This window comes from Enterococcus sp. DIV0755b, assembly GCF_051713765.1.
Classification (GTDB): domain Bacteria; phylum Bacillota; class Bacilli; order Lactobacillales; family Enterococcaceae; genus Enterococcus_C; species Enterococcus_C canintestini.
The window spans coordinates 1,148,607-1,169,355 of record NZ_JBIOQN010000001.1; the positions used below are offsets into that span (position 1 = coordinate 1,148,607).

23 protein-coding genes and 1 other RNA gene are annotated in these 20,749 nt (G+C 37.5%); 17 read left to right on the plus strand and 7 right to left on the minus strand.

Annotated elements, in window-relative coordinates:
• Positions 1-24 precede the first annotated feature (24 nt).
• Both IGI65_RS05435 and IGI65_RS05440 read left to right on the plus strand, forming a co-directional pair.
• On the plus strand, positions 25-1,356 hold the full coding sequence (locus IGI65_RS05435) for a DRTGG domain-containing protein (RefSeq protein WP_438773491.1): 1,332 nt from the start codon (positions 25-27) through the stop codon (positions 1,354-1,356).
• A gap of 14 nt (positions 1,357-1,370) precedes the next feature.
• Positions 1,371-2,330, plus strand: a complete 960-nt coding sequence (locus IGI65_RS05440) for a DHH family phosphoesterase (RefSeq protein WP_438773492.1) — start codon at positions 1,371-1,373, stop codon at positions 2,328-2,330.
• 205 nt (positions 2,331-2,535) lie between these two features.
• Here the strand turns inward: IGI65_RS05440 and dapD are convergent, their stop codons facing one another.
• From dapD to dapA, 3 genes are all read right to left on the minus strand, one after another.
• Positions 2,536-3,249 (minus strand): 2,3,4,5-tetrahydropyridine-2,6-dicarboxylate N-acetyltransferase, encoded by a 714-nt coding sequence (gene dapD, locus IGI65_RS05445; protein ID WP_438773493.1) that lies wholly within the window; start codon positions 3,247-3,249, stop codon positions 2,536-2,538.
• Between the two features lie 23 nt (positions 3,250-3,272).
• Complete coding sequence (gene dapB / locus IGI65_RS05450) at positions 3,273-4,025, minus strand: 4-hydroxy-tetrahydrodipicolinate reductase (protein ID WP_438773494.1); 753 nt, start codon at positions 4,023-4,025, stop codon at positions 3,273-3,275.
• Positions 4,026-4,548: 523 nt separating this feature from the next.
• Positions 4,549-5,430 (minus strand): 4-hydroxy-tetrahydrodipicolinate synthase, encoded by an 882-nt coding sequence (gene dapA, locus IGI65_RS05455; protein ID WP_438773495.1) that lies wholly within the window; start codon positions 5,428-5,430, stop codon positions 4,549-4,551.
• A gap of 329 nt (positions 5,431-5,759) precedes the next feature.
• On the opposite strand from dapA, the gene IGI65_RS05460 reads away from it, so the two are divergent.
• From IGI65_RS05460 to IGI65_RS05475, 4 genes are read left to right on the plus strand one after another with little or no spacing between them, the layout of a single operon-like run.
• Complete coding sequence (locus IGI65_RS05460) at positions 5,760-6,923, plus strand: M20 metallopeptidase family protein (RefSeq protein WP_438773496.1); 1,164 nt, start codon at positions 5,760-5,762, stop codon at positions 6,921-6,923.
• A gap of 4 nt (positions 6,924-6,927) precedes the next feature.
• Positions 6,928-8,217 (plus strand): diaminopimelate decarboxylase, encoded by a 1,290-nt coding sequence (gene lysA, locus IGI65_RS05465; RefSeq protein ID WP_438773497.1) that lies wholly within the window; start codon positions 6,928-6,930, stop codon positions 8,215-8,217.
• 11 nt (positions 8,218-8,228) lie between these two features.
• On the plus strand, positions 8,229-9,032 hold the full coding sequence (gene dapF / locus IGI65_RS05470; RefSeq protein WP_438773498.1) for a diaminopimelate epimerase: 804 nt from the start codon (positions 8,229-8,231) through the stop codon (positions 9,030-9,032).
• Positions 9,033-9,059: 27 nt separating this feature from the next.
• The gene (locus IGI65_RS05475) at positions 9,060-9,725 is read left to right on the plus strand and encodes an HAD family hydrolase (protein WP_438773499.1); all 666 of its coding nucleotides are present in this window, start codon (positions 9,060-9,062) and stop codon (positions 9,723-9,725) included.
• Between the two features lie 49 nt (positions 9,726-9,774).
• On the opposite strand, the gene IGI65_RS05480 is transcribed toward IGI65_RS05475, so the two are convergent.
• Positions 9,775-9,933: a hypothetical protein gene (locus IGI65_RS05480; RefSeq protein ID WP_438773500.1), complete on the minus strand. Its 159-nt coding sequence runs from the start codon at positions 9,931-9,933 to the stop codon at positions 9,775-9,777.
• 246 nt (positions 9,934-10,179) lie between these two features.
• On the opposite strand from IGI65_RS05480, the gene IGI65_RS05485 reads away from it, so the two are divergent.
• The 6 genes from IGI65_RS05485 to IGI65_RS05510 all read left to right on the plus strand — a co-directional run bounded on the left by IGI65_RS05485 (position 10,180) and on the right by IGI65_RS05510 (position 14,385).
• Positions 10,180-10,386: a hypothetical protein gene (locus IGI65_RS05485; protein WP_438773501.1), complete on the plus strand. Its 207-nt coding sequence runs from the start codon at positions 10,180-10,182 to the stop codon at positions 10,384-10,386.
• Between the two features lie 183 nt (positions 10,387-10,569).
• Entirely contained in the window at positions 10,570-10,908 is a 339-nt protein-coding gene (locus IGI65_RS05490; protein ID WP_071865507.1) for a zinc ribbon domain-containing protein YjdM, read from the plus strand.
• A 93-nt stretch (positions 10,909-11,001) separates the two neighbouring features.
• Complete coding sequence (locus IGI65_RS05495; RefSeq protein ID WP_095006009.1) at positions 11,002-11,712, plus strand: zinc metallopeptidase; 711 nt, start codon at positions 11,002-11,004, stop codon at positions 11,710-11,712.
• Between the two features lie 167 nt (positions 11,713-11,879).
• Positions 11,880-12,506, plus strand: coding sequence for a YczE/YyaS/YitT family protein (locus IGI65_RS05500; protein WP_438773502.1), 627 nt, complete (start codon positions 11,880-11,882; stop codon positions 12,504-12,506).
• 7 nt (positions 12,507-12,513) lie between these two features.
• Entirely contained in the window at positions 12,514-13,902 is a 1,389-nt protein-coding gene (locus IGI65_RS05505) for an RsmB/NOP family class I SAM-dependent RNA methyltransferase (RefSeq protein WP_438773503.1), read from the plus strand.
• Positions 13,903-14,049: 147 nt separating this feature from the next.
• Complete coding sequence (locus IGI65_RS05510) at positions 14,050-14,385, plus strand: hypothetical protein (protein WP_095006011.1); 336 nt, start codon at positions 14,050-14,052, stop codon at positions 14,383-14,385.
• Between the two features lie 247 nt (positions 14,386-14,632).
• Here the strand turns inward: IGI65_RS05510 and ffs are convergent.
• Both ffs and tadA read right to left on the minus strand, forming a co-directional pair.
• Positions 14,633-14,719, minus strand: an RNA gene (gene ffs, locus IGI65_RS05515) — signal recognition particle sRNA small type.
• A 59-nt stretch (positions 14,720-14,778) separates the two neighbouring features.
• The gene (gene tadA / locus IGI65_RS05520) at positions 14,779-15,309 is read right to left on the minus strand and encodes a tRNA adenosine(34) deaminase TadA (protein WP_071865502.1); all 531 of its coding nucleotides are present in this window, start codon (positions 15,307-15,309) and stop codon (positions 14,779-14,781) included.
• Between the two features lie 217 nt (positions 15,310-15,526).
• On the opposite strand from tadA, the gene IGI65_RS05525 reads away from it, so the two are divergent.
• The gene (locus tag IGI65_RS05525) at positions 15,527-16,687 is read left to right on the plus strand and encodes an AI-2E family transporter (RefSeq protein WP_071865501.1); all 1,161 of its coding nucleotides are present in this window, start codon (positions 15,527-15,529) and stop codon (positions 16,685-16,687) included.
• A 152-nt stretch (positions 16,688-16,839) separates the two neighbouring features.
• Here IGI65_RS05525 and IGI65_RS05530 read toward each other — a convergent pair whose 3' ends face one another.
• On the minus strand, positions 16,840-17,121 hold the full coding sequence (locus IGI65_RS05530; protein WP_071865500.1) for a hypothetical protein: 282 nt from the start codon (positions 17,119-17,121) through the stop codon (positions 16,840-16,842).
• 154 nt (positions 17,122-17,275) lie between these two features.
• Between IGI65_RS05530 and IGI65_RS05535 the strand changes: the two genes are divergently transcribed.
• Genes IGI65_RS05535 through IGI65_RS05550 form a run of 4 tightly spaced genes read left to right on the plus strand, consistent with a single transcriptional unit; the run spans position 17,276 to position 20,721 of the window.
• Positions 17,276-18,655 carry a bifunctional metallophosphatase/5'-nucleotidase gene (locus tag IGI65_RS05535; RefSeq protein WP_438773504.1) on the plus strand — a complete coding sequence of 460 codons (1,380 nt, stop codon included), beginning with the start codon at positions 17,276-17,278 and terminating at the stop codon, positions 18,653-18,655.
• Between the two features lie 34 nt (positions 18,656-18,689).
• Positions 18,690-19,304, plus strand: coding sequence for a YutD family protein (locus IGI65_RS05540; protein WP_071865498.1), 615 nt, complete (start codon positions 18,690-18,692; stop codon positions 19,302-19,304).
• The gene (locus IGI65_RS05545; protein ID WP_438773505.1) at positions 19,304-20,071 is read left to right on the plus strand and encodes a TIGR01457 family HAD-type hydrolase; all 768 of its coding nucleotides are present in this window, start codon (positions 19,304-19,306) and stop codon (positions 20,069-20,071) included. Before IGI65_RS05540 ends, IGI65_RS05545 begins: the two co-directional genes overlap by 1 nt.
• Complete coding sequence (locus tag IGI65_RS05550; RefSeq protein ID WP_438773506.1) at positions 20,068-20,721, plus strand: TIGR01906 family membrane protein; 654 nt, start codon at positions 20,068-20,070, stop codon at positions 20,719-20,721. The genes IGI65_RS05545 and IGI65_RS05550 overlap by 4 nt, the downstream gene beginning before the upstream one ends.
• Positions 20,722-20,749 lie beyond the last annotated feature (28 nt).

Genomic DNA, 20,749 nt, shown 5'->3' on the forward strand with positions numbered 1-20,749 from the left:
TACACCGTAACTAGGAGTGGAAAGATGGCGACAAAACATGATTTAATTTTGGCTCACATTGAAAGTTTACCAGTGGGCGACAGAATTTCAGTGCGAGGAATTGCCAAAGCACTAAACGTTAGTGAAGGTACGGCCTATCGTGCGATTAAAGATGCAGAAAATATCGGGTTAGTTTCCACCATTCAACGGGTGGGGACGATTCGGATTGAACGCAAATTAAAGAAAAACATTGAACGATTGACCTTTGGTGAAGTGGTTCAAATTATTGAAGGAGACGTTTTGGGTGGCAAAGCCGGACTAGATAAGGTCTTGCATAAATTTGTTATTGGTGCCATGAAAGAAGATGCAATGGCGCGTTACATTACACCAGGTTCTTTAATGATTGTCGGGAATCGAGAAGGGGTTCATCGGCTAGCTTTAAAAGAAGGCGCTGCGGTGTTAATTACCGGTGGCTTTGATACGAGTAATGAAATTTGTCAATTAGCCGATGAAGTTGAAATGCCAATATTGCGCACGACTTATGATACTTTTACGGTTGCTGCAATGATTAACCGCGCTTTAAGTGATCAATTAATTAAAAAAGACATTATGCTTGTCAGTGATATTTTCACGCCTTTAGAAAAAACGTCCTATTTAGATATTTCTGCTACAGTCAAAGATTATAAACGGCTAGCAGAAAGTACAACGCATTCGCGTTTTCCTGTCGTTAATAAAAATATGCGTCTAGTGGGTATCGTTACGCCAAAAGATATTTTGGAAAAACAAGACAACCAAGCTATTGAGCGGGTAATGACAAAAGAAATTAGTTACGCGAAACGGGAAATGAGTGTGGCTTCTGTCAGTCATCAAATGATCTGGGATGGTCTAGAAGTTATGCCAGTAGTATCAGATGATTTAGGTTTAGTTGGCTTGGTATCCCGACAAGATGTAATGAAGGCAATGCAGTTGGTTCAGCGCCAACCCCAAATTGCCGATACAATTTCTGATCAAATTACCGGTGATATCCAACTTGTTGATCAAGATAATGAAGGCAATAAACTGGAGAAACCTTACTATACTTTCACAGTTACGCCTCAAATGGTCAATGAAGTGGGGACGATTTCTTTTGGTGTTTTAAATGAAATTGTGGCTAATGCTGCTAAGCGTGCTTTATTGCAACAACAACGACGCAATACTTGGATTGAGCAAGTGAACTTGCATTACTTACGTTTGATTCAATTGGAGAGTAAAATAGCCATTCACACGCGACTGTTGGAATTAGGGCGGCGCAGTGCTAAATTGGAAATTGAAATTTATTTAGAAAATACATTAGCGGCGTTGGCAATTGTTACTTGCCAAGTTTTAGAACGTCCATAAGTTAAGGTGAGAAGATGAATATCAGACATGAAATTTTAAAAGCAATTGAAGAATATGACCGCATTATTATCCATCGTCATATGCGACCTGATCCTGATGCCCTCGGATCTCAAGTCGGGTTAGCAGAAGTATTACGAGCAAGTTTTCCCGAAAAAGAAATTTATCAAGCCGGCGGTCCAGTAGAAGGGTTAAATTATTTGGCCGAAATGGATGAAGTAGCAGATGAACTTTATGAAGGTGCTTTAGTCATTGTGACAGATACAGCGAATTCGCCTCGAGTTAGTGATCAGCGTTATGCCAATGGGGCAAAGTTAATTAAAATTGATCACCATCCTAACGATGAACCTTATGGAGATTTAGTATGGGTGAATACAAAAGCTAGTAGTTGTAGTGAAATGATTGCTGATTTTGCATTTTCATTTCCTGATGTTTTAAAAATTAGCGTGGAAGCTGCTAGACTTTTATACGCAGGTATTGTCGGTGATACGGGACGCTTTTTGTATCCGGCGACAACGTCTTATACGTTAGAAATTGCCGGTAAATTATTAGACTTTGGCTTTGATGCAGCAAAATTAAATCGCGAGTTGCAACAAATTTCGCTGAAAGTTGCCAAACTTTCTGGCTATGTTTATGAAAATATTGAAATTGATCAAAATGGAGCTGGTAGAGTCATTTTACCGCAAGAATTATTGAGCAAGTTCCAAGTGGTAGACTCAGAAACATCCCATGTTGTTTCTTTGCCGGGTACGATTGATGTTACGCTTGCGTGGGGGATTTTTGTGCAACAACCAGAAGGCTATTATCGTGTCCGCCTACGTTCAAAAGGTCCTGTGATTAACGAAATTGCTAAGCGGCATCATGGTGGTGGTCACCCATTGGCCAGTGGGGCTAACGCCAAAGACTTAACTGAAGTCGCAGAAATTTATCAAGAAATTCAAGTAGCTTGTCACAAGTATCGCCAAGAAGAAAGCTAAATTTAATGCTAAGATTTATTGGCTAAACGAATCTGCTTTTGTGCAGATTACTGGGGCTAGTTATAAACTTATTTTGCTTTAGCTGGATTTTTTAATTAAGTCTAAGCAAAATTGATCACAAAAAAGCACGCTATTCCAAGAGAAGTTTCTTTTTGGATAGCGTGCTTAAAATTTAATAGTCAGACAACTTTTTATTAAATTTTAGTTAGCCTCTTAAATCATCTAAAAATTCAGTTTTAGAAGCCGTCTGTTCATCTTTCATTTTGATAACTTTGGCAGGAGAACCTGCCACAACCGCGCCTTTAGGCACATCTTGTGTGACAACAGCTCCTGCTGCCACAACCGCATCTTTACCAACCCGTACGCCTTCTAAAACAACAGCATTTGCGCCAATTAAAACATCATCTTCTATAACTACAGGATCTGCAGAAGGTGGCTCTAAAACACCAGCTAAGACTGCACCTGCACCAATGTGGGCCCGTTTACCAACTGTGGCTCTGGCACCTAAAATTGCGCCCATATCAATCATCGTTTCTTCTCCTACGACTGCCCCAATATTAATAACTGCTCCCATCATAACTACCGCATTTTTTTCAATTACTGCCTCAGCGCGAATGAAAGCCCCAGGTTCAATCCGAGCCTGCACTTTGGTTAAATCCAGAAGTGGAACAGCGGAATTGCGACGATCGTTTTCAAGGTAGAGATCTTCAATTTTTTCAGAGTGTTTTTGTAAAAACTCCTGTACATCTTTGTTATCCCCGATTAAGACAAAAGAATTGTAATCGCCAAAAATTTTGATTTTATCGTGTTGTAAGCCACCAAAATTCCCTCGTACATAGGCTTTAACTGGTGTTTTTTTCTCTGCGTCTTTAATATATTTGGCTAAAGCATAAGGATCGGTGAAATGTAAATCAGACATAAAAAACTTCCTCCTAAATAAATTTAAGCTAGTAAATCTTGCATACTGTACAATCCCGCTTTTTGATTAATTAAAAATTCTGCGGCTTTCATGGCACCGTTGGCAAAGATGTCTCGCGATAGAGCCGTATGTTTAAATTCTAAAATTTCATCAGCACCGGCAAAAATGACTGTGTGTTCGCCTGGAATACTACCACCTCGGACAGCGTGAATTCCCATTTGATTGAAATCATTTTCTAAATCGTTACCTGCTCGACCAAAAAGATATTCTTTTGGCGTAGTAAGTGTTTGGTTGATACTGTCAGCTAATAATAAAGCTGTGCCACTGGGAGCATCTTTTTTCTGGTTATGATGTTTTTCAATAATTTCAATATTAAAATCACTTTCTAAAGCCGGAGCGGCTGCTTGCAATGCTTTTATTAAAACATTGATGCCCAAAGACATATTGGCAGAATAAAAGACAGGAATTACATGACTTGCAACAGATAACATAGCCTTTGTTTCTGCTGTTAAACCAGTTGTAGCAACTACTAAAGGCCATTCTTTTGCCACACAGCCGTTAATTAAGGCAGGTACGCCACTATAATGAGAAAAATCAATTACCACGTCAACTTCCTCTTTTACGTCATCAATTGTAGTATAGACCGGGAAATCGTCATCTTTTTTTGCGGTACGGTCAATGCCAGCCACAATTTCAAAAGCAGAATTATCCGTGATTAATTTTTGCAAAACATGTCCCATTTGGCCGTGACAGCCACTTAGTAAAACTTTTTTCATGAAATGCTCCTTTCATAATTTACTAGTCCCTTGTTTAGAAATCAAAATTGGAAATAAAAGGTATAGCTTGTCTAAAAAGCATGACGCTACTGACTAATCTTCTCGCAATAGTGTCTTATTGCAAAAGAGTTGAACGCATTCGTTTAGCTTTTCATGGTGTCTAGCACAGGCAGCAACTCTTTGAGAAAAATTCAAAAATTAATTTCTGGTAAAGAGCACCAGTAACTAATTTCTAAGATTTTTCCAAAGAGCTACCCGCTGCCCTTAGCTTTTCATGGTGTCTAGCTTCATGAACTAGCTCTCTTCGGCAATAAGCTGAAATTTGAAGAAATTTGAGGAACAATTTATTAAAATTCCAGCCTATTGCTTGAGATCTGGACGAGTTCATAAAGCTTTTCCTAGATCTAGCTTCACAAATGAACTCTTGGCGACATTAAGTCGAAATGATAAGAAATTTGAGGAACAATTTATTATCATTCCGCCTTAATGCGAAAGAGTTAAACGCATTTGTTCAGCTTTTCGTTTAAATTAATCCATGATTTTTCATGGCGGTTTTTAATAATTGTAACGTGTCTTCTTCGGGTTTGTCTAATGGCAACCGGTAGTTCATCTCGCATTTACCTAAAAGACTGACTGCTGCTTTAACGGGAACGGGATTTACTTCTTTAAATAGCGCATGAATTAAAGGCAGTTGTTGTAATTGTGTTTTTTTGGCTTTCTCAACTTTGCCATCAAAAAAGTCATGGACCATCTGGGTTGTTTCACTAGGTAAAATATTCGCGATAGTGGAAATTACCCCTGCACCGCCAACAGAAAGAAATGGCAATACTTGATCGTCATTCCCAGAATAGACGGCAAAATTATCATCTGCCAACGCACAAATTTCTACCACTTGCGAAATATTCCCGCTGGCTTCTTTAATACCGACGACATTTGGTAATTCTTTTAATTTCTTCACCATGTTCGGTGTTACATTCATGCCAGTTCGGCCGGCAATAGAATAGAGAATGATAGGGATGTTCACGCTACTGCAAATCGCTTCATAATGTTTAATTAAACTGCTATTGGTCGCTTTGTTGTAATAAGGCGTTACTACTAGTAAACCACTAGCACCCACGCGTTCTGCTTCTTTTGAAAGATATACGCCGTGTTGCGTATTATTGGAACCTGTTCCGCCAATAACTGGCACACGACCAGCCGCTTGTTTCACTACAGCTTCAATGACAGCAATATGTTCTTCATCATCTAGGGTAGAGGCTTCTCCGGTTGTGCCACAGGCGATGATCGCATCGATACCTTTTTCAATTTGCCATTCCACCAATTGTTTCAACTTAGCGAAATCTACCGTTTTATCTGTTTTCATTGGGGTAACAAGCGCAACGCCAGCTCCTGTAAAAATTGCCATCTTAACACATCCCTTGTTTTAAATATTTACTTTCATTAAGTTTCTAGGTAAAATAGAAAAAATTAATAAAATATTCAGAAAATATTTTTTATACGGAAATTCAAACTATTTACAAAATAATATACTATAATGTCACGGAATAGCCAAGGATATTCTGAAAACAGTGAATATTTTTGCAAAGTAAAAAAATAAGGTTAATAATGATTTTGTGTGTAGTCAATAGATAGAGAGCTTGTTGGCTGAATAAAATGGTTAATAAGAATTTCGTCATGACAAAAAGAATGAATGAAAATTTTTTGAAAAAGTGCGAAATAAAAAGGGATGAAAAAATGGAAATACGAGAAGAAATTGCAGAGCTTTTAAAAGAAGTCACCATGTTTCGTCAAGATTTACATCAAATTCCAGAATTGGGATTACAAGAATTTAAGACCAGTCAGTATTTAAAAGCTGCTTTAGCCAGTTTTGGGGTAAAAGAGGTCTATGAAGTGCTTGAAACAGGATTAGTGGCGGTATTTCGCAGTGATAAGGTTGGAAAGACTTTAGCCTTTCGCACCGATATTGATGCTTTACCCGTAACAGAAGAAAGTGGTGTGGCCTTTACGTCACGTCATAAAGGACGGATGCACGCGTGTGGTCATGACGGGCACATGGCGACAATGTTGGGTTTTGCGAAGTATTTAAGTGAACATCCTGAAAGTATTAGAGGGACACTTGTTTTGATTTTTCAACCCGCCGAAGAAGGTCCCGGGGGTGCGCAATTAATGGTTGAAGCCGGTGTATTAGAAAAATTCGGAGTTGAACAAATCATTGGTTTACATGTTTTTCCAGAGTTTGATGAAGGGGTCATTGCTTGTAAAAAAGGCGCGATGATGGCGCGCAATGGTGAGGTGACGATCACAGTTCACGGCAAAAGTGCCCATGGCGCCCAACCGCAACAAGGCGCAGATGCCATCTTAGCGGCTGCCGCAATTATTCAAGGGCTACATACGATTAATTCCCGTAATTTAAGTCCGCTTGATTCTGCTGTTTTAACATTTGGGCAAATCTATGGTGGGGAGGCGATGAATATTATACCGGGAAAAGTTGAACTTCAAGGAACCATGCGCGCTTTTTCGGATACAGTATATAACACTTTAACAAGTCGTATTAACACTTTAGCCACCGAGATTTCAAAAGCCTACGATTGCTGGGCAGAAGTTACATTTAACCATATGTATCGGGTCGTAGATAATGATGAGAAAATGGTAGAGGCTTTAAAAGCTGTAGCCGGTGATAGTTATGTTACTTCACCACCTTATATGTTGGCAGAAGACTTTTCACTGTTTCAGCAACAAATCCCCGGTTTATTTTTCTTTGTCGGAATAAAAAATGAAGCCAAAGACTATATCTACCCACTGCATAGCAGTAAGTTACGTTTTGATGAAAAAAATTTATTAGGTGGGATTCAGTGCTACGTGGACTTAATTGAAATGTTAAATCAGGAAGGGGCATAATGAAATGTTTCAAGGACAAAGTAAAAATGGCCATTTGTATTGGGGTGGTTGTGATACCGTTAGCTTAGCAAAAAAATACGGTACGCCGCTATATGTTTACGATGAAAATTTAATTTTAAAAGAATGCCACGCTTTAAAAGAAGATTTCTTAGATAAATATCCTAAGACGCGGGTGGCTTATGCCAGTAAAGCATTTAATACAATTGCGATGTTGCAACTAATTCATACGGCGGGTCTGTCTTTAGATGTTGTTTCAGGAGGAGAATTGTATACCGCTATCGCCGCTGACTTTCCCGCAGCGAGAATAGAATTTAATGGCAACAATAAATCAGTAGCTGAGCTGGAAATGGCCATTGACTATGGTGTCGGGCGTATTATTGTAGATAGTTTGCAAGAAGTAGATTTAATTCAGCAAATTTGTCAAAAATTGGGTAAAAAAGCACAAATTATGTTTCGCATTACGCCAGAAGTGGATGTGAAAACCCACGCTTTTATTTCAACCGGACAAAAAGATTCCAAGTTTGGTATTCCTTTAGCGCCAGCTATTTTATATCCGCAAATTGAAAAAGTTTTTCAAGCTGAAAATTTAGAGTTTTATGGCTTTCATTTTCACGTTGGCAGTCAGTTAAGTGATAACAGTGCCCATCTTGCAGCAACTCAAGTCGCGCTAGATTTAATGTTGGAAGTGAAAAAACGTTATGACTACCAAATTCAGGAATTAAATTTTGGTGGCGGTTTTGGTGTTCGTTATAAAAAAGAAGATGTCCGAAAACCATATCGCTATTTTTTAGATCCTATGATGGCATTAACAGAAACTTTTTGCTTAGAAAATGATTTGGTCCAACCAGAAATCGTTATTGAACCCGGGCGTAGTATCGTAGCAGAAGCGGGAATTACCCTGCATACGATTGGTGCAATTAAAGAACTCCCGGGTTTAAGAAAATATGTCAGTATTGATGGTGGTATGACCGATAATATTCGTCCGGGCCTTTATGATGCGCAATACACTGGAATTATCGCCAATAAGGTAGCGGAAAAACCAACCCAAGAAGTAACGATTTCAGGAAAAGCCTGTGAAAGTACGGACTTACTGGTAAAAGATTTAGCCGTTCCAGCGGTTTGCGCTGGTGATATTTTTGCTACCTTTACAACAGGTGCTTATGGCTATTCCATGGCTAGCAATTACAATAAGTTACCTGTTCCTGCGGTGGTTTTTGTTAAAGATGGGCAGGCAGAGGTTGTAGTAAAAAGACAAACTTATGCGCAAATGATTCAAAATGAAGTAAAAAGATAGGGCGTGAGGTAATGCAAATTCCTTTTGTAAAAATGCAAGGAGCCGGCAATGATTTTATTGTCGTTAATAATCTTGAACTAAAAATGAGTACAGCTGCGCTAAGTGACTTAGCCAAAGGTGCCTGTCGTCCGCGCTTGTCACTAGGGGCGGATGCGGTTATGGCAGTTGATGAAGCGCAAAATGGAGGTAACTTTCGCATGCGCTTTTTTAATGCTGATGGTTCTGAAGCAGAAATGTGTGGCAATGGTGCCCGCTGTATTGCCCGTTATGCCTATGAAAAAAATTTAGCACCGGAGAATATGGTTATTGAAACGCTGGCGGGGAAAGTTTTAGCCCAGCGTTTAAGTCAAAGGAGCTATAAAGTTCAGTTAAATCCAGTCACAAAATTTTTGGCAAAAGAATTTGAAGGTCAAATCGTCTATTATGTGGAACTAGGTAATCCAGCTATTCCTCACTTGGTGATGCCAATGTCTGATTTAGCAAAAAAAGATTTGGATGATTTACGGGAATTGGCTCAAAAATTACGTTATTGGGATGAATTACCCAAAGGCGCAAATGTTAATTTTTATGATCGCAAAGATGAGGTGGTTGTCCGTACATATGAACGTGGGGTAGAAGATTTTACACTTGCTTGTGGGACAGGTTCAGCCTCAGTGGCGTATGTAGTAAAACAAGTAGAAAAAATTACTGAAAATCCCATTGCTTTAACTGTATTAGGTGGTAAGCTAGCAGTAGAAGTTCAAGATGAACAACTTTTTCTAACTGGTGCAGCGACTTGGATTGCTGAAGGCAATTTAAGTGAAGAAGCGCTTTGATAAAATTCAAAAGGAAATTGGTGACGTATGTTAGAAGCAATTATTTTTGATATGGATGGCGTGTTAATTGATTCAGAATATAGCTATTTTGAAGCGAAAGACAGTATTTTAAAAGACGAAGGAATTATTGTCCCCAGCAGTTACCATAGTAAATTTATGGGCACTTCTTATTTGTATACATGGGAAACGATGAAAAAAGAATTGGGTTTAACCCAAAGTGCCGATACTTATATCAAAGAAATGATTAACCGGCGCGAAGAAATAATTAAAAGAGATGGAATTAAACCAATTAAAGGGGCGCAAGATTTAATAAAACGGTTGAAATCAGCTGGAGCAAAGCTAGCTGTAGCTTCTTCATCTCCTTTAACTGAGATTGAAAAATCATTGACAGAAATTGGGATTTACACTGACTTTTCAATTATTACTAGTGGAGAAGAGGTAGAACATTCCAAACCGGCACCAGATGTCTATTTACTCGCAGCCAAACGTTTAGGGGTAAAGTCTAAAAATTGTATAGCAATAGAAGATTCACCTAATGGCAGTATTGCGGTCAAAAAAGCCAACATGGTGGGAATTGGCTTTGCAAATCCAGATTATCCGACGTTGGATTTAGTATCTGATGTTGTTGTGAATACATTTTCTGATTTGGATTATGTTAAGTGTCAGGGAATTTACCAACAATTTGCTAAATAGAGTATGTAATAAACGTAAAAATCAGCAGAAAAGCCGATTTTTGCGTTTTTTATTTTGTTTGTTCTTGTTTAGAAAAAACAGTGTTATTTTTATCGGTGGCTTGGTTAGCAGCGTAGTTTTCAAAACGTTTGAACAGGCGTGCTTCAAATTCATTGCGAGGGGTGAAAGTTTTACATTGTTTTTCTTTTGTAGTCTTTGTTTGTTTCAAAAAAATCAACTCCTATAGTTTTTTATGAAAAAATAAATTCGTTTGTTATTGTTATATTAGCAAGAACGTTTGTTATATAAAAAGATTACGCTTATCTTTTTCATTTTTATTAAAAAAAGTAGAAATACTTGATAATCATCAATTTATCCTAATTGTTTAAACGCTAAACTAAAGTCAGCCAAGGCAGAAAAAATAAAAGTGCTTTAGCGATTTTTTTGCATGTGATTAGGAGGAGAAAAAACGAAATTGCAACAAAAGATTTTGCGTCAAGAAAGCACGATTACTGCGTTAGAGGAAAGTGAACAATTAAAATACAAAAAACTTAAGACAATATTATTTACAGCCGTTACAGATTTTAATACTCAAAATTTATTTGTTACATGTGCCATTCAATCAGCAGAAAAAGAAGAAAAATTTGCCTTAGTTTTATTTTTACAATCATTGTTTAGTTGATTAAAAGTGTAAATCTGACTTTTTCAAAGTTTTATCAGGTGTGATTTAAAAGAAATTTTAGTCATTTTAAAAATAACAATAAAAATTTCTTAAGCCAGTGGCTACCTTTTTAATCGCCCCTTTTCACAGCCATATTTTTTAGGTAAAATAAAAGCTACGAAAAAATTTTAAAGGAGAACGAAAATGTCACAATTACCGAAATGTCCAGAATGTGGGTCAGCGTATACATATGAAGATCGCGGCTTATTTGTTTGTCCAGAATGTGGTCATGAATGGAGTGCAGACCAAGTAGCAGAACAAACAGCAGGTGTTGTTGCTAAAGACGCCAATGGCAATTTATTACAAGATGGCGATAATGTTACAGTTATTAAAGATTTAAAAGTTAAAGGCGCTTCTAATCCGATTAAACAAGGAACCAAAGTAAAAAATATTCGCTTGGTTGAAGGGGATCATAATATCGACTGTAAAGTGGATGGTTTTGGACCAATGAAATTAAAGTCAGAATTTGTCAAAAAACTATAAACTTCTTTCTGATTCTCTTCACACTATTTTCATGACTAAAATGGTAAAATAAACATAGTTAGTTTAGCTAATTTTGTGAGGGAGGAAACAATTATGTATGGAATGGGTTATGGCTTTATGCCCTTTTTTGATCCAACGATGATTTTAGTGATTATTGGGTTGGTGCTTTCAGGAATTGCCTCAGCTTATGTAAATAGTACTTTTAGAAAGTATGATGAAGTAAAAAGTCGCAATCACGTTACCGGTACACAAGCGGCGCAATATATTTTAAATGATCAAGGTATTAACGATGTCGGTGTCCAAGGAATTGCCGGTAATTTAACAGATAACTACAACTCGCAAACAAAGATGTTGAGTCTATCAGAAGCAACTGCGCAATCAACTTCAGTAGCAGCCATTGCAGTTGCGGCTCATGAATGTGGTCATGCGGTACAAGACGCCAAAAGTTATGTGCCATTGCGTTTGCGGGCGGCTATTGTACCAGTGGCAAACTTTGGTTCAACTTTAGCATTTCCAATTATTTTAATCGGCTTTTTCTTAAGTGCACCCAAGTTAGTAACAATTGGTCTTTGGGCTTTTTCACTGGCATTGATTTTCCAATTGGTAACTTTACCGGTTGAATTTAATGCGTCAGCACGGGCTTTAAAAATTTTAAGTAATGGTAATTTATTAACGGAAGATGAATTACCAATGGCACGAAAAGTATTATTTGCTGCGGCACTGACATATGTAGCTGCGGCTGTGGCAACTTTCTTACAATTACTTCGCTTAATTTTACTTTTTGGTGGCAATCGCAGAGATTAATGAGGTACGTAATCAACTTAGGTTGGTTACGTATTTTTTTGTGTAAAAGAATGAACTTTTTTTGGTGTAAGAAAGTTAAATGTGTTTTATTGCACTTTTTGGCTAAGTTTGACAAAATAATAAGTAGAAAAACGATTATCGTTTAAAAATCGAGCTGGAGGCAGGATATGAATAAAAAAGAAATTGGAATTCGTGCACTTGTCGCACTAGTAGGGGTGGCAATCCTGGCCTTAGGTGCAACAACTTTACGAATGGGAAAAGTTGGTTTGGATCCATATACGTCCACAAATATTGCATTAGGGGAAAAGTTTGGTTTATCATTAGGCGTCTATCAACTGATGGTAAATATCATTATTTTGATATTAATTTTTATTTTTGGTAGAAAATACATTGGTCTCGGTACAGTTATCAATATGGTATTAGCCGGTTTTTTTATTGATTTTTATACTGAAATTTTTACTAATTTAAATTGGGTCGCAGAAACAATCTTTATGCAACTAATTTTTCTAATCATTGGAATTTTGTTGTTTAGTTTTGGGGCTTCTTTATATATGGGAGCAGAACTTGGTAACGCACCTTATGATGCGATTGCGCCTGTCATCGTCGATAAAACCAAGGCACCTTACCGCATTATTCGTGTAATTCAAGATGTTACTTTCAGTGTTGTCGCTTTTATTTTTGGCGGACCAATTGGAATTGGGACCTTTATCAGTGCCTTTTTAACTGGGCCGTTTATCAGTTTTTTTGACCAAAAAATTACTCATCCAGTTGTTAATTCCTTAACAAAAAGGTAGGAGAAAGATGGAATTACCAAAAGCATTTTATACAAAATATCAAAATTTATTAAAAGATGAAGCAAATGATTTTTTTGACGCCTTAACGAAAGGTCAGGTTACAAAAGGGTATCGGGTTAATCCGTTAAAACCTAATTTTTATGCCATGATTGAAAAATACGCTCCCCGCAATAAAGTTGCGGCTCCTTATGCTCCAAATGCTTACTTAGGTAGTGTGGGCGGGCGCACGTTATTGCATCAAGCTGGTTATGTTTATAGTCAAGAACCAAGTGCGATGTTAGTGGCAACAGCGGCGGATTGTCAGCCTTGTGAAAAAGTTTTAGACTTATGTGCTGCTCCTGGGGGAAAGTCGACGCAATTGGTAACGCAATTAAAAGGAGAAGGGCTCTTAGTTGCTAATGAAATCTTCCCTAAACGGGCGAAAATTCTAGCTGAAAATATCGAACGTTGGGGAGTGTCAAATGCGATTGTCACTAACCATGCCCCTGCTGAATTGGTCAAAAATTTTAGTGGCTTTTTTGATCGTATTGTAGTGGATGCACCGTGTTCTGGAGAAGGTATGTTTCGTAAAGATCCTGTTGCCCTTAGTGAGTGGCAAGAGCAGACGCCATTAAAATGTGCCAAGCGGCAAAAAGAAATTTTAACGGCAGCAGTAAAAATGCTTAAAACAGGCGGAACGCTCGTTTACTCTACTTGTACATTTGCTCCAGAGGAAAATGAAGAAATTATCAGTTGGCTATTAAAAGAATATCCGTTTACGATTGTGCCAATTCCCCAAGCGCAAACAAATGTTTCTTCAGGTCGACCAGAGTGGGGAGATGGGAATCCAGCTTTAGCCAAGGCCGTCCGCTTGTGGCCACATTTAAATCAAGGAGAAGGTCATTTTGTTGCTAAACTAATCTTTCAAGGTGAAAATACGGTGGCTAAGCCAAAGAAAAAACATAAAAAAGTAGGGCTTACAAAAGAAGTCAGCAGTTTAGTGGCTGATTTTACACACAAATTTCCACAACCAGAAAATACAACAATTCAACTGTTTGGCGATCATATCTGGGCAGCGCCTAAAAATGCCCCCGATTTAACCGGTATTAAAGTATTACGTAATGGGGTGGAGTTAGGTGTCGTCAAAAAAAGACGTATCGAGCCAAGTTTTAATTTGGCGATGGCGGTAACAGACAAAACACTACCTGATTTTCCCACTTTACAAATCAATTACGGAGATTGGCTGCATTATGTTGCCGGCGAAACTTTCACTAAACCGGGTAACGATAGTTGGGTTTTATTGTGTGTCGATGCGATTCCAGTGGGCTTTGGTAAACAAGTTCAAGGACTAGTCAAAAATTTCTATCCGAAAGGGTTGCGTTTTAAAGGCGAGCCTGCGCCAGAAGAAAGAGAATAAAAATATTTTAGTAAGAGTTAGTGAAAAGCACGGATTAACCACAAATTTTTATCATTAAACTGCATAAAAGCCCTTTTATTTTGGCTATTTTTTGCTCTGTGCTATGATGAAAGAGTAGAAAAGTTCATAGATAGGGGCTGAAAAAAGATGAAAAATAAAACAAAAGTGACGATTGGTCTAAGCATTGCAGCAGTGGCTGGAATTACTACCGCAGTAATTGCATCTGATGCTGTTATCAATAAAATTCGTCATAAAAAAGACCGTTACAAAGTAAAACGATTTGTTGACGATAAATTTGACGGCAATGAAAAATTAATGTCTGTTGTTGATAACTTATCAGATGATGAATTGGACTCTTTAATGAATGTTATGAAAAAAATTAAATCCGGCCGCAAACAAATTTCTGTATATGGCGATTCGTTAAAAGAAACAACAGAAAGCCTAAAAGATAAACTAAGCGGTCTAATCGACCAAATCGGTTAAGAAAAAGATGATTGATTTTAAAAGAGGTTGTGACAAAAGTCTTGTCACAACCTCTTTTTCCGAATAAACGGTATGACAGAAGCAGCTTCTTCGGAAATAAGACGAAATTCCCCCGAATTTGAAAAACAATTTTCGGAAATTCCGTCTTATTTCTTGAAACTGGGCGCTTTTGTCACAACCTCTTTTTTATCGGGAAAACTATAATTTTTGTAATAAAAAAAACGAAACCGTGGTTTCGTTTAACGTCTTTTTAATCAGACACATGGCAGATCCTGCTTAGTGCTGCTTCCTTCCAGATCTGACACAATTCACAAGCCTGCCATTGTCCTAGCCTTGCGGCAAGAATTAGTATAGCGTATTTCAATAGATTTGGCTAGTCTTTTTCCCAAAAAATTATTCATCAGCTTCTTTTAGCGCTAATTTACGGGCTTTTTTGGCAGCTTTTTGTTTTTTTCGTAAGTCGCGGAAAAAATCGGTTAAAATTTGACCGCACTCCGTAGCTAAAATCCCACCTTCAACATAAGACCAGTGATTAAAACGTTCATCTGTCAAAATTGTCATCAGTGAACCGGCTGCGCCTCCTTTTGGATCATAGGCACCAAAGTAGACTTCTTCAACACGAGCAAGTTGCATAGCACCACTACACATAGGACAAGGTTCTAAGGTGACAAATAATTGGCTTTGTTCTAAGCGCCAACTTTCAATATTTTGACAAGCTTGACGAATGGCAAACATCTCGGCATGAGCGGTTGCGTCTTGGTCGTGTTCTCTTAAATTATAACCCGAACCAATTACTTCGCCGTCTAAAACGACAATCGCGCCAATTGGCACTTCACCAATCGCTTGGGCTTTTTGTGCTTGTGCTAAAGCAAGTTTCATATAGTGTTCTTTTGCTGCTTGTGTCAAAGTACTGCTTTTCTCCACATTTTTCACCTCGCTAAATTCTAGCATTTTTTTGCTGAAGATAAAAGAAGTGCCCTGACAAAATTGGCAGTTTTGTCAGGGCACCAGAGGAGAAGAAATGAAAAAATTATTGGGTATGACAATACTATAAGGGCGTTAACTTAATTTAAGCTTAAAGTGGCGTATTCTTTTACACCTTTTTTGAAGTCCGCTACAATCAAAGTAAGGAGTGATGGCAATGGAGAAGAAATCCACCCGCTGGATTAATTTTTTAGGGGGACGCAATTTAATTTTTACTTTAGTGGCATTATTATTATTGGGAGCTGTTTTATGGCTATTTTCACAACTGGATTTCTTATTTGATCCTTTTGTAACTATTTTTAAAGCTATTAGTGGTCCGTTAATTTTAACGATGGTCTTATACTACTTATTTGACCCAATTATCGATTGGTTAGAAGGCAAAGGAATTAAACGGATCATTAGTGTAGCGGCATTATTTATTCTTCTAATTGGCCTAGCAGTGGTGGCTGTGGTTTTGATTAGTCCAATTATTCAAAAACAAGTTCTTTCGCTGGTTTCATCTTTTCCAGAATATATGGACAAAACTATTAAAATGTTAACAAAATTATTTGATAATTCACCTTTTGAAGAGTCCTTGGATCAGACGATGGAAAAAGTCCAAAATTGGTCAGAAGGACTATCAAGTCGGGTGACAGATTACTTATCAGGTGTGATTAAAGGGGCTTCTAATGTTGTATCAACGATTACCAGTACCGTCTTAATTATTGGGACAGCACCGATTATCACGTTTTTCCTATTAAAAGATGATCGCAAATTTTTTCACTATGTTACCAAATTAATTCCACCGCGTTTTCGTAAAGATGCTAAAGCAATTGCTAGCAGTATGAATACACAAGTAGGCGCTTATTTGAAAGGGCAAGTATTGGTGAGTATTGCGATTGGTTTATTAACTTTTCTGGGCTTTTTAATTATTGGCATGCCTTATGCAGGCTCATTATCTTTATTAACAGGTGTAACAGCGATTATTCCTTATATTGGACCTTTTATTGCGTTTATTCCAGCTTTTATCGTTGCTTTAATGTCATCTTTTGGCATGTTGATAAAGATGTGTTTAGTTTGGGTAATTGTTCAAATGGCAAATGGACATTTGATTGAACCTGCGGTAATGGGCAAACACTTGTTGGTCCATCCCATTACGATCGTATTAGTTTTACTGGTGATGGGAGATTTAATGGGGATGTTTGGTCTGATTTTTGGGATTCCGATTTATGCAGTAATTAAAGTGTTGTGTATTTATTTCTTCCGCAAATTAAAACGGCGTTACAATCACTTTTATGGTGAATATGGTCAGTATGAAGACACGGATTTTGAAGAGTAAAAAGTAGGTGTGACAAGAACAAAATGGACCCTGTAAATAGGACGCTAGAAAAAAGTGTCTCTGTTTACAGGATCCATTTTTAAATTTTGCACATCTTTTTTAGATCTAAAAGGTAAAATAAAAAGTTAAGTTGTAGCTTTAATCAGAAAAAACTATTGGTGATAGTCTTCATAACGCGGGGAGTTGGCTTTTAACTCGTTTTGTTCTTCTAAACTTAATTCACTAAAAACATCATTGCCATCTAAGAAAGATTCCCAATCAGAAGTCATTAATTCATTTAGACCGGCTTCATCATGTTTTTCCCAAACCTCGGTTTTAACACCGTCTGGGGTAATAAAGTGACCGTGTTCATTTTTATTGGTTTTTTTTAATTCGGTTAAATCGTGTTTTTTACTAAATAGCTTTTCCCATTCTGTTTTTAACGGATGTTTCATTTTTTCTGCCTCCTTTTTACTACTAAATTTATTTTAGCAAATGGCAGGCTAAGGGTAAAAGATTAAAGCCCGATTATTCAAATAAGACGTTGTGAAAAAAATGTGCTAGTCTAGGCTTAGTTAAGTTACATACCTTTAGAAATGAGGCCTTTATATGGAAAAAATTACCATTATGCATACGAATGATTTACACTCCCATTTGGAAAATTGGCCGAAAATCAGACGTTACCTAGAACAACGACAACGGGAACTAGCCCAAAAAGGTCACGGAGCGATTACGGTGGATTTAGGCGATTTTGTCGATCGCTGGCACCCGCTATCAGAAGCAACCAATGGGAAAGCTAACGTTACTTTGATGAATGAAGTTCACTATGATGCTGTCACAATTGGAAATAATGAAGGGGTGGGAAATTCAAAATATGATTTAAATCACCTTTATGATGAAGCCAATTTTGATGTGTTATTAGCCAACTTGTTTGATAAAAAGACATTGCAACCACCTAAATGGAGCAAAGAATACAAAATTATCACAACAAAAGCAGGAACAAAAGTAGGGTTAATTGCTCTTACTGCACCATTTCCTCTTACCTATAGTCCCAATGGTTGGGACATTCGTTATCCTTTGGAAATTTTGCCTAATTTAGTTGCGCACTTGCGTCCTAAAGTAGACGTCTTAGTTTTAATGAGTCATTTGGGGATTGAAGATGATCAACTGATTGCCAGTGAAATGCCAGAAATTGATGTGATTTTAGGCTCTCATACCCATCATCTCTTTCCAACTGGAAAAGTAGTAAACGGTGTTCAATTAGCTGCCGCTGGCAAATTTGGCTACTATATTGGTGAAGTACGTCTGGAGTTAGAAGATCATAAAATTATTTCTAAAAAAGCGAGAACGATTGAAACTGCGACACTAACGGCTTTTCCAGAAGATGATGAAGAAATTAATGGCTATTTAACTAAAGGGCACGACTTATTAAAAGCGCAAAAAGTAGCAGTTTTGCCTTATGACTTAACATTAGATTTAAATGGCGAGCACCGCCTGATTGATGCTGCTTTAAAAGCAGTCGCAAAAAGAGGCCAAACGGATGTGGCGATTTTAAATAGCGGTCTGTTTTTAGAGGCTTTGCCAAAAGGGGTAGTCAATCAAGATCAACTACACACTACCTTGCCTCATCCGATGCATTTGTTAAAAGTAACATTAAAAGGTGCGGATGTCCGGCGCCTAGTGTTGGAAATGGAAAAAAATCGTAATTTTTTACGGAATTTTCCAATGCTGGGAATGGGCTTTCGGGGCAAAATTTTTGGTATCATTACGTATGATGGTATCTTGTATGATGCTGTAAACCATGAAGTTTACTGGTTAGGAGAAAAATTGATTGACGAAAAACAGTATAGTTTTACGACGGTTGATCATTTTATGTTTGTCCCCTTTTTCCCAACCATTGAAATTGCCGGAAAATACGAATTTCTCTTTCCAGAATTTATCAGAAGTGTGTTAGGCGCGTATTTAGAAACTCACTATCCAAGGAAATAAAAACAAGGTATAATGAAAAACAGGTGGTGAAATGATGACAAAAGAAAACAAAGACCTAACCGAAGAATTAACGACGGTTTTAGAAGAAGTCGCAACCCAAGAAGTGGCAAAACCACAAAAAGGTGAGCTTGTGACACCGATTAGTGAGACGGATTTTATGATCGGACAACGTCAATACAAGCTTGTTTATGACCACCGGGAAGGCTTTGATGCTGAAAAATTAGGCGAACGTTTTAGCGAAGTTTTGGCGCGCTATGATTATATTGTTGGTGACTGGGGCTATGAGCAATTACGCTTAAAAGGCTTTTTTACCGCCGATGATAAAAAAGCGCAACCGGAACAACGCATTGATACTTTAGAAGACTACTTATATGAATATTGTAATTTTGGCTGTGCTTATTTTGTAATTCAACGAGTAGGCAATAAACGCGAAAAAACACAAAATCGTAAACGCCGGAAGAAAAATCACAATAATCAAGCTGCAGCGGCTCATATTGCTGAAAAGAAAACAGATGTAAAGAAAAAAGCCAAACCGGTTTTAAAGAAAAAAAGTGAGAAAAAGCCAACTACGAAAACCGAAATTGTAACAAAGTCGGTTAAAAAAGAAGGCAAAAAAGGTAGCTTTACTATTAGGAAGCGAGAAGATTAATGTACAAAGGATATTTAATTGATTTAGATGGCACTATTTATCGTGGGCAAGAGCCGATTCCGGCGGGCAAACGTTTTGTTGATGAATTAAAAAGACGGCAATTACCGTTTTTATTTGTTACCAATAACACTACCCGTAGCCCTGAAACCGTAGCACAACGGTTAAAAAATGAGTTTCAAATTGAAGTAGCACCTAAAACAATCTACACTGCCAGCTTAGCAACAATTGATTTTATGAAAGCTGATAATAAGGGGAAAAAAGTCTTTGTCATTGGTGAAGCAGGGTTAATTGATTTAATCTTAGCGGCCGGCTTTATTTGGGAGGAAGAAAATCCTGATTATGTGATAGTCGGCTTAGACAATCAGGTTACGTATGAAAAATTTGTTACAGCAACTTTGGCAATTCAAAAAGGTGCAACCTTTATTGGTACTAATCCTGATAAAAATATTCCCACCGAAAGAGGTCTATTACCTGGGGCAGGTTCTTTAATTTCATTAGTGGAAACAGCAACGCAGACTAAACCTATTTTTATTGGTAAACCCGAAGCGATTATTATGGATAAAGCATTGGAACAGATTGGTCTTTCAAAAGAAGACGTCATCATGGTCGGTGATAACTACGAAACAGATATCTGTTCTGGCTTGAATAATGGCATTGATACGTTGTTGGTATTATCTGGTTTCACTCAAAAAGAAGAAGTTGCTACATTACCAAAAGCGCCGACTTTTGTTCTAGATTCTTTGGATGAATGGAACTTTGAAGCATGAAAAAAATGATGGCACCTTGGCAAAGACGTTTGGGATTATTAAGTCTTTTTTTAACGGTAATAACACTAGTGATTACAATTGCGATTAATTTTCGTCCGTTATATGTCTTTGATATCCATTATTTAAACATATTGGATGCTACTACCGTTGGGAAAACTACCTTATTGAAAAATTTCGATCAATTGATGGCTTTTTTGAATAATCCTTTTGCCCATACGTTAGCATTGCCAGATTTTCCTATGTCTTCTGCCGGACGCGGACATTTTATTGATGTCAAAAAGTTATTTATGTTAAATTATGTTGTTTTATTGGTGACCATAATTCCGGCAGTTGTTTTTTTAATTAAGTTAAAAAAACAGCGAAGTTTGTGGCGTTTAATTCGTCCCTTTCAATGGGGGATGGGGATACCGGTGATTTTAGGCTTTTTGATGGCGACAAGTTTCGATCGTTTTTTTGTGACGTTTCACGAATTATTTTTCCAAAATGACGATTGGTTATTTGATCCTCTGACAGATCCGATTATTAATGTTTTACCAGAAGAATTTTTTATGCACTGCTTTATTTTGGCCTTTGTTTTACTAGAACTGTGCTTTTTAGCTCTAGTATTATGGGGACGTCATAGTTTAAAACAAAAAACCAGCGCTCCTTAAGTGAGAGCGTTGGTTTTTTGTAAGTATT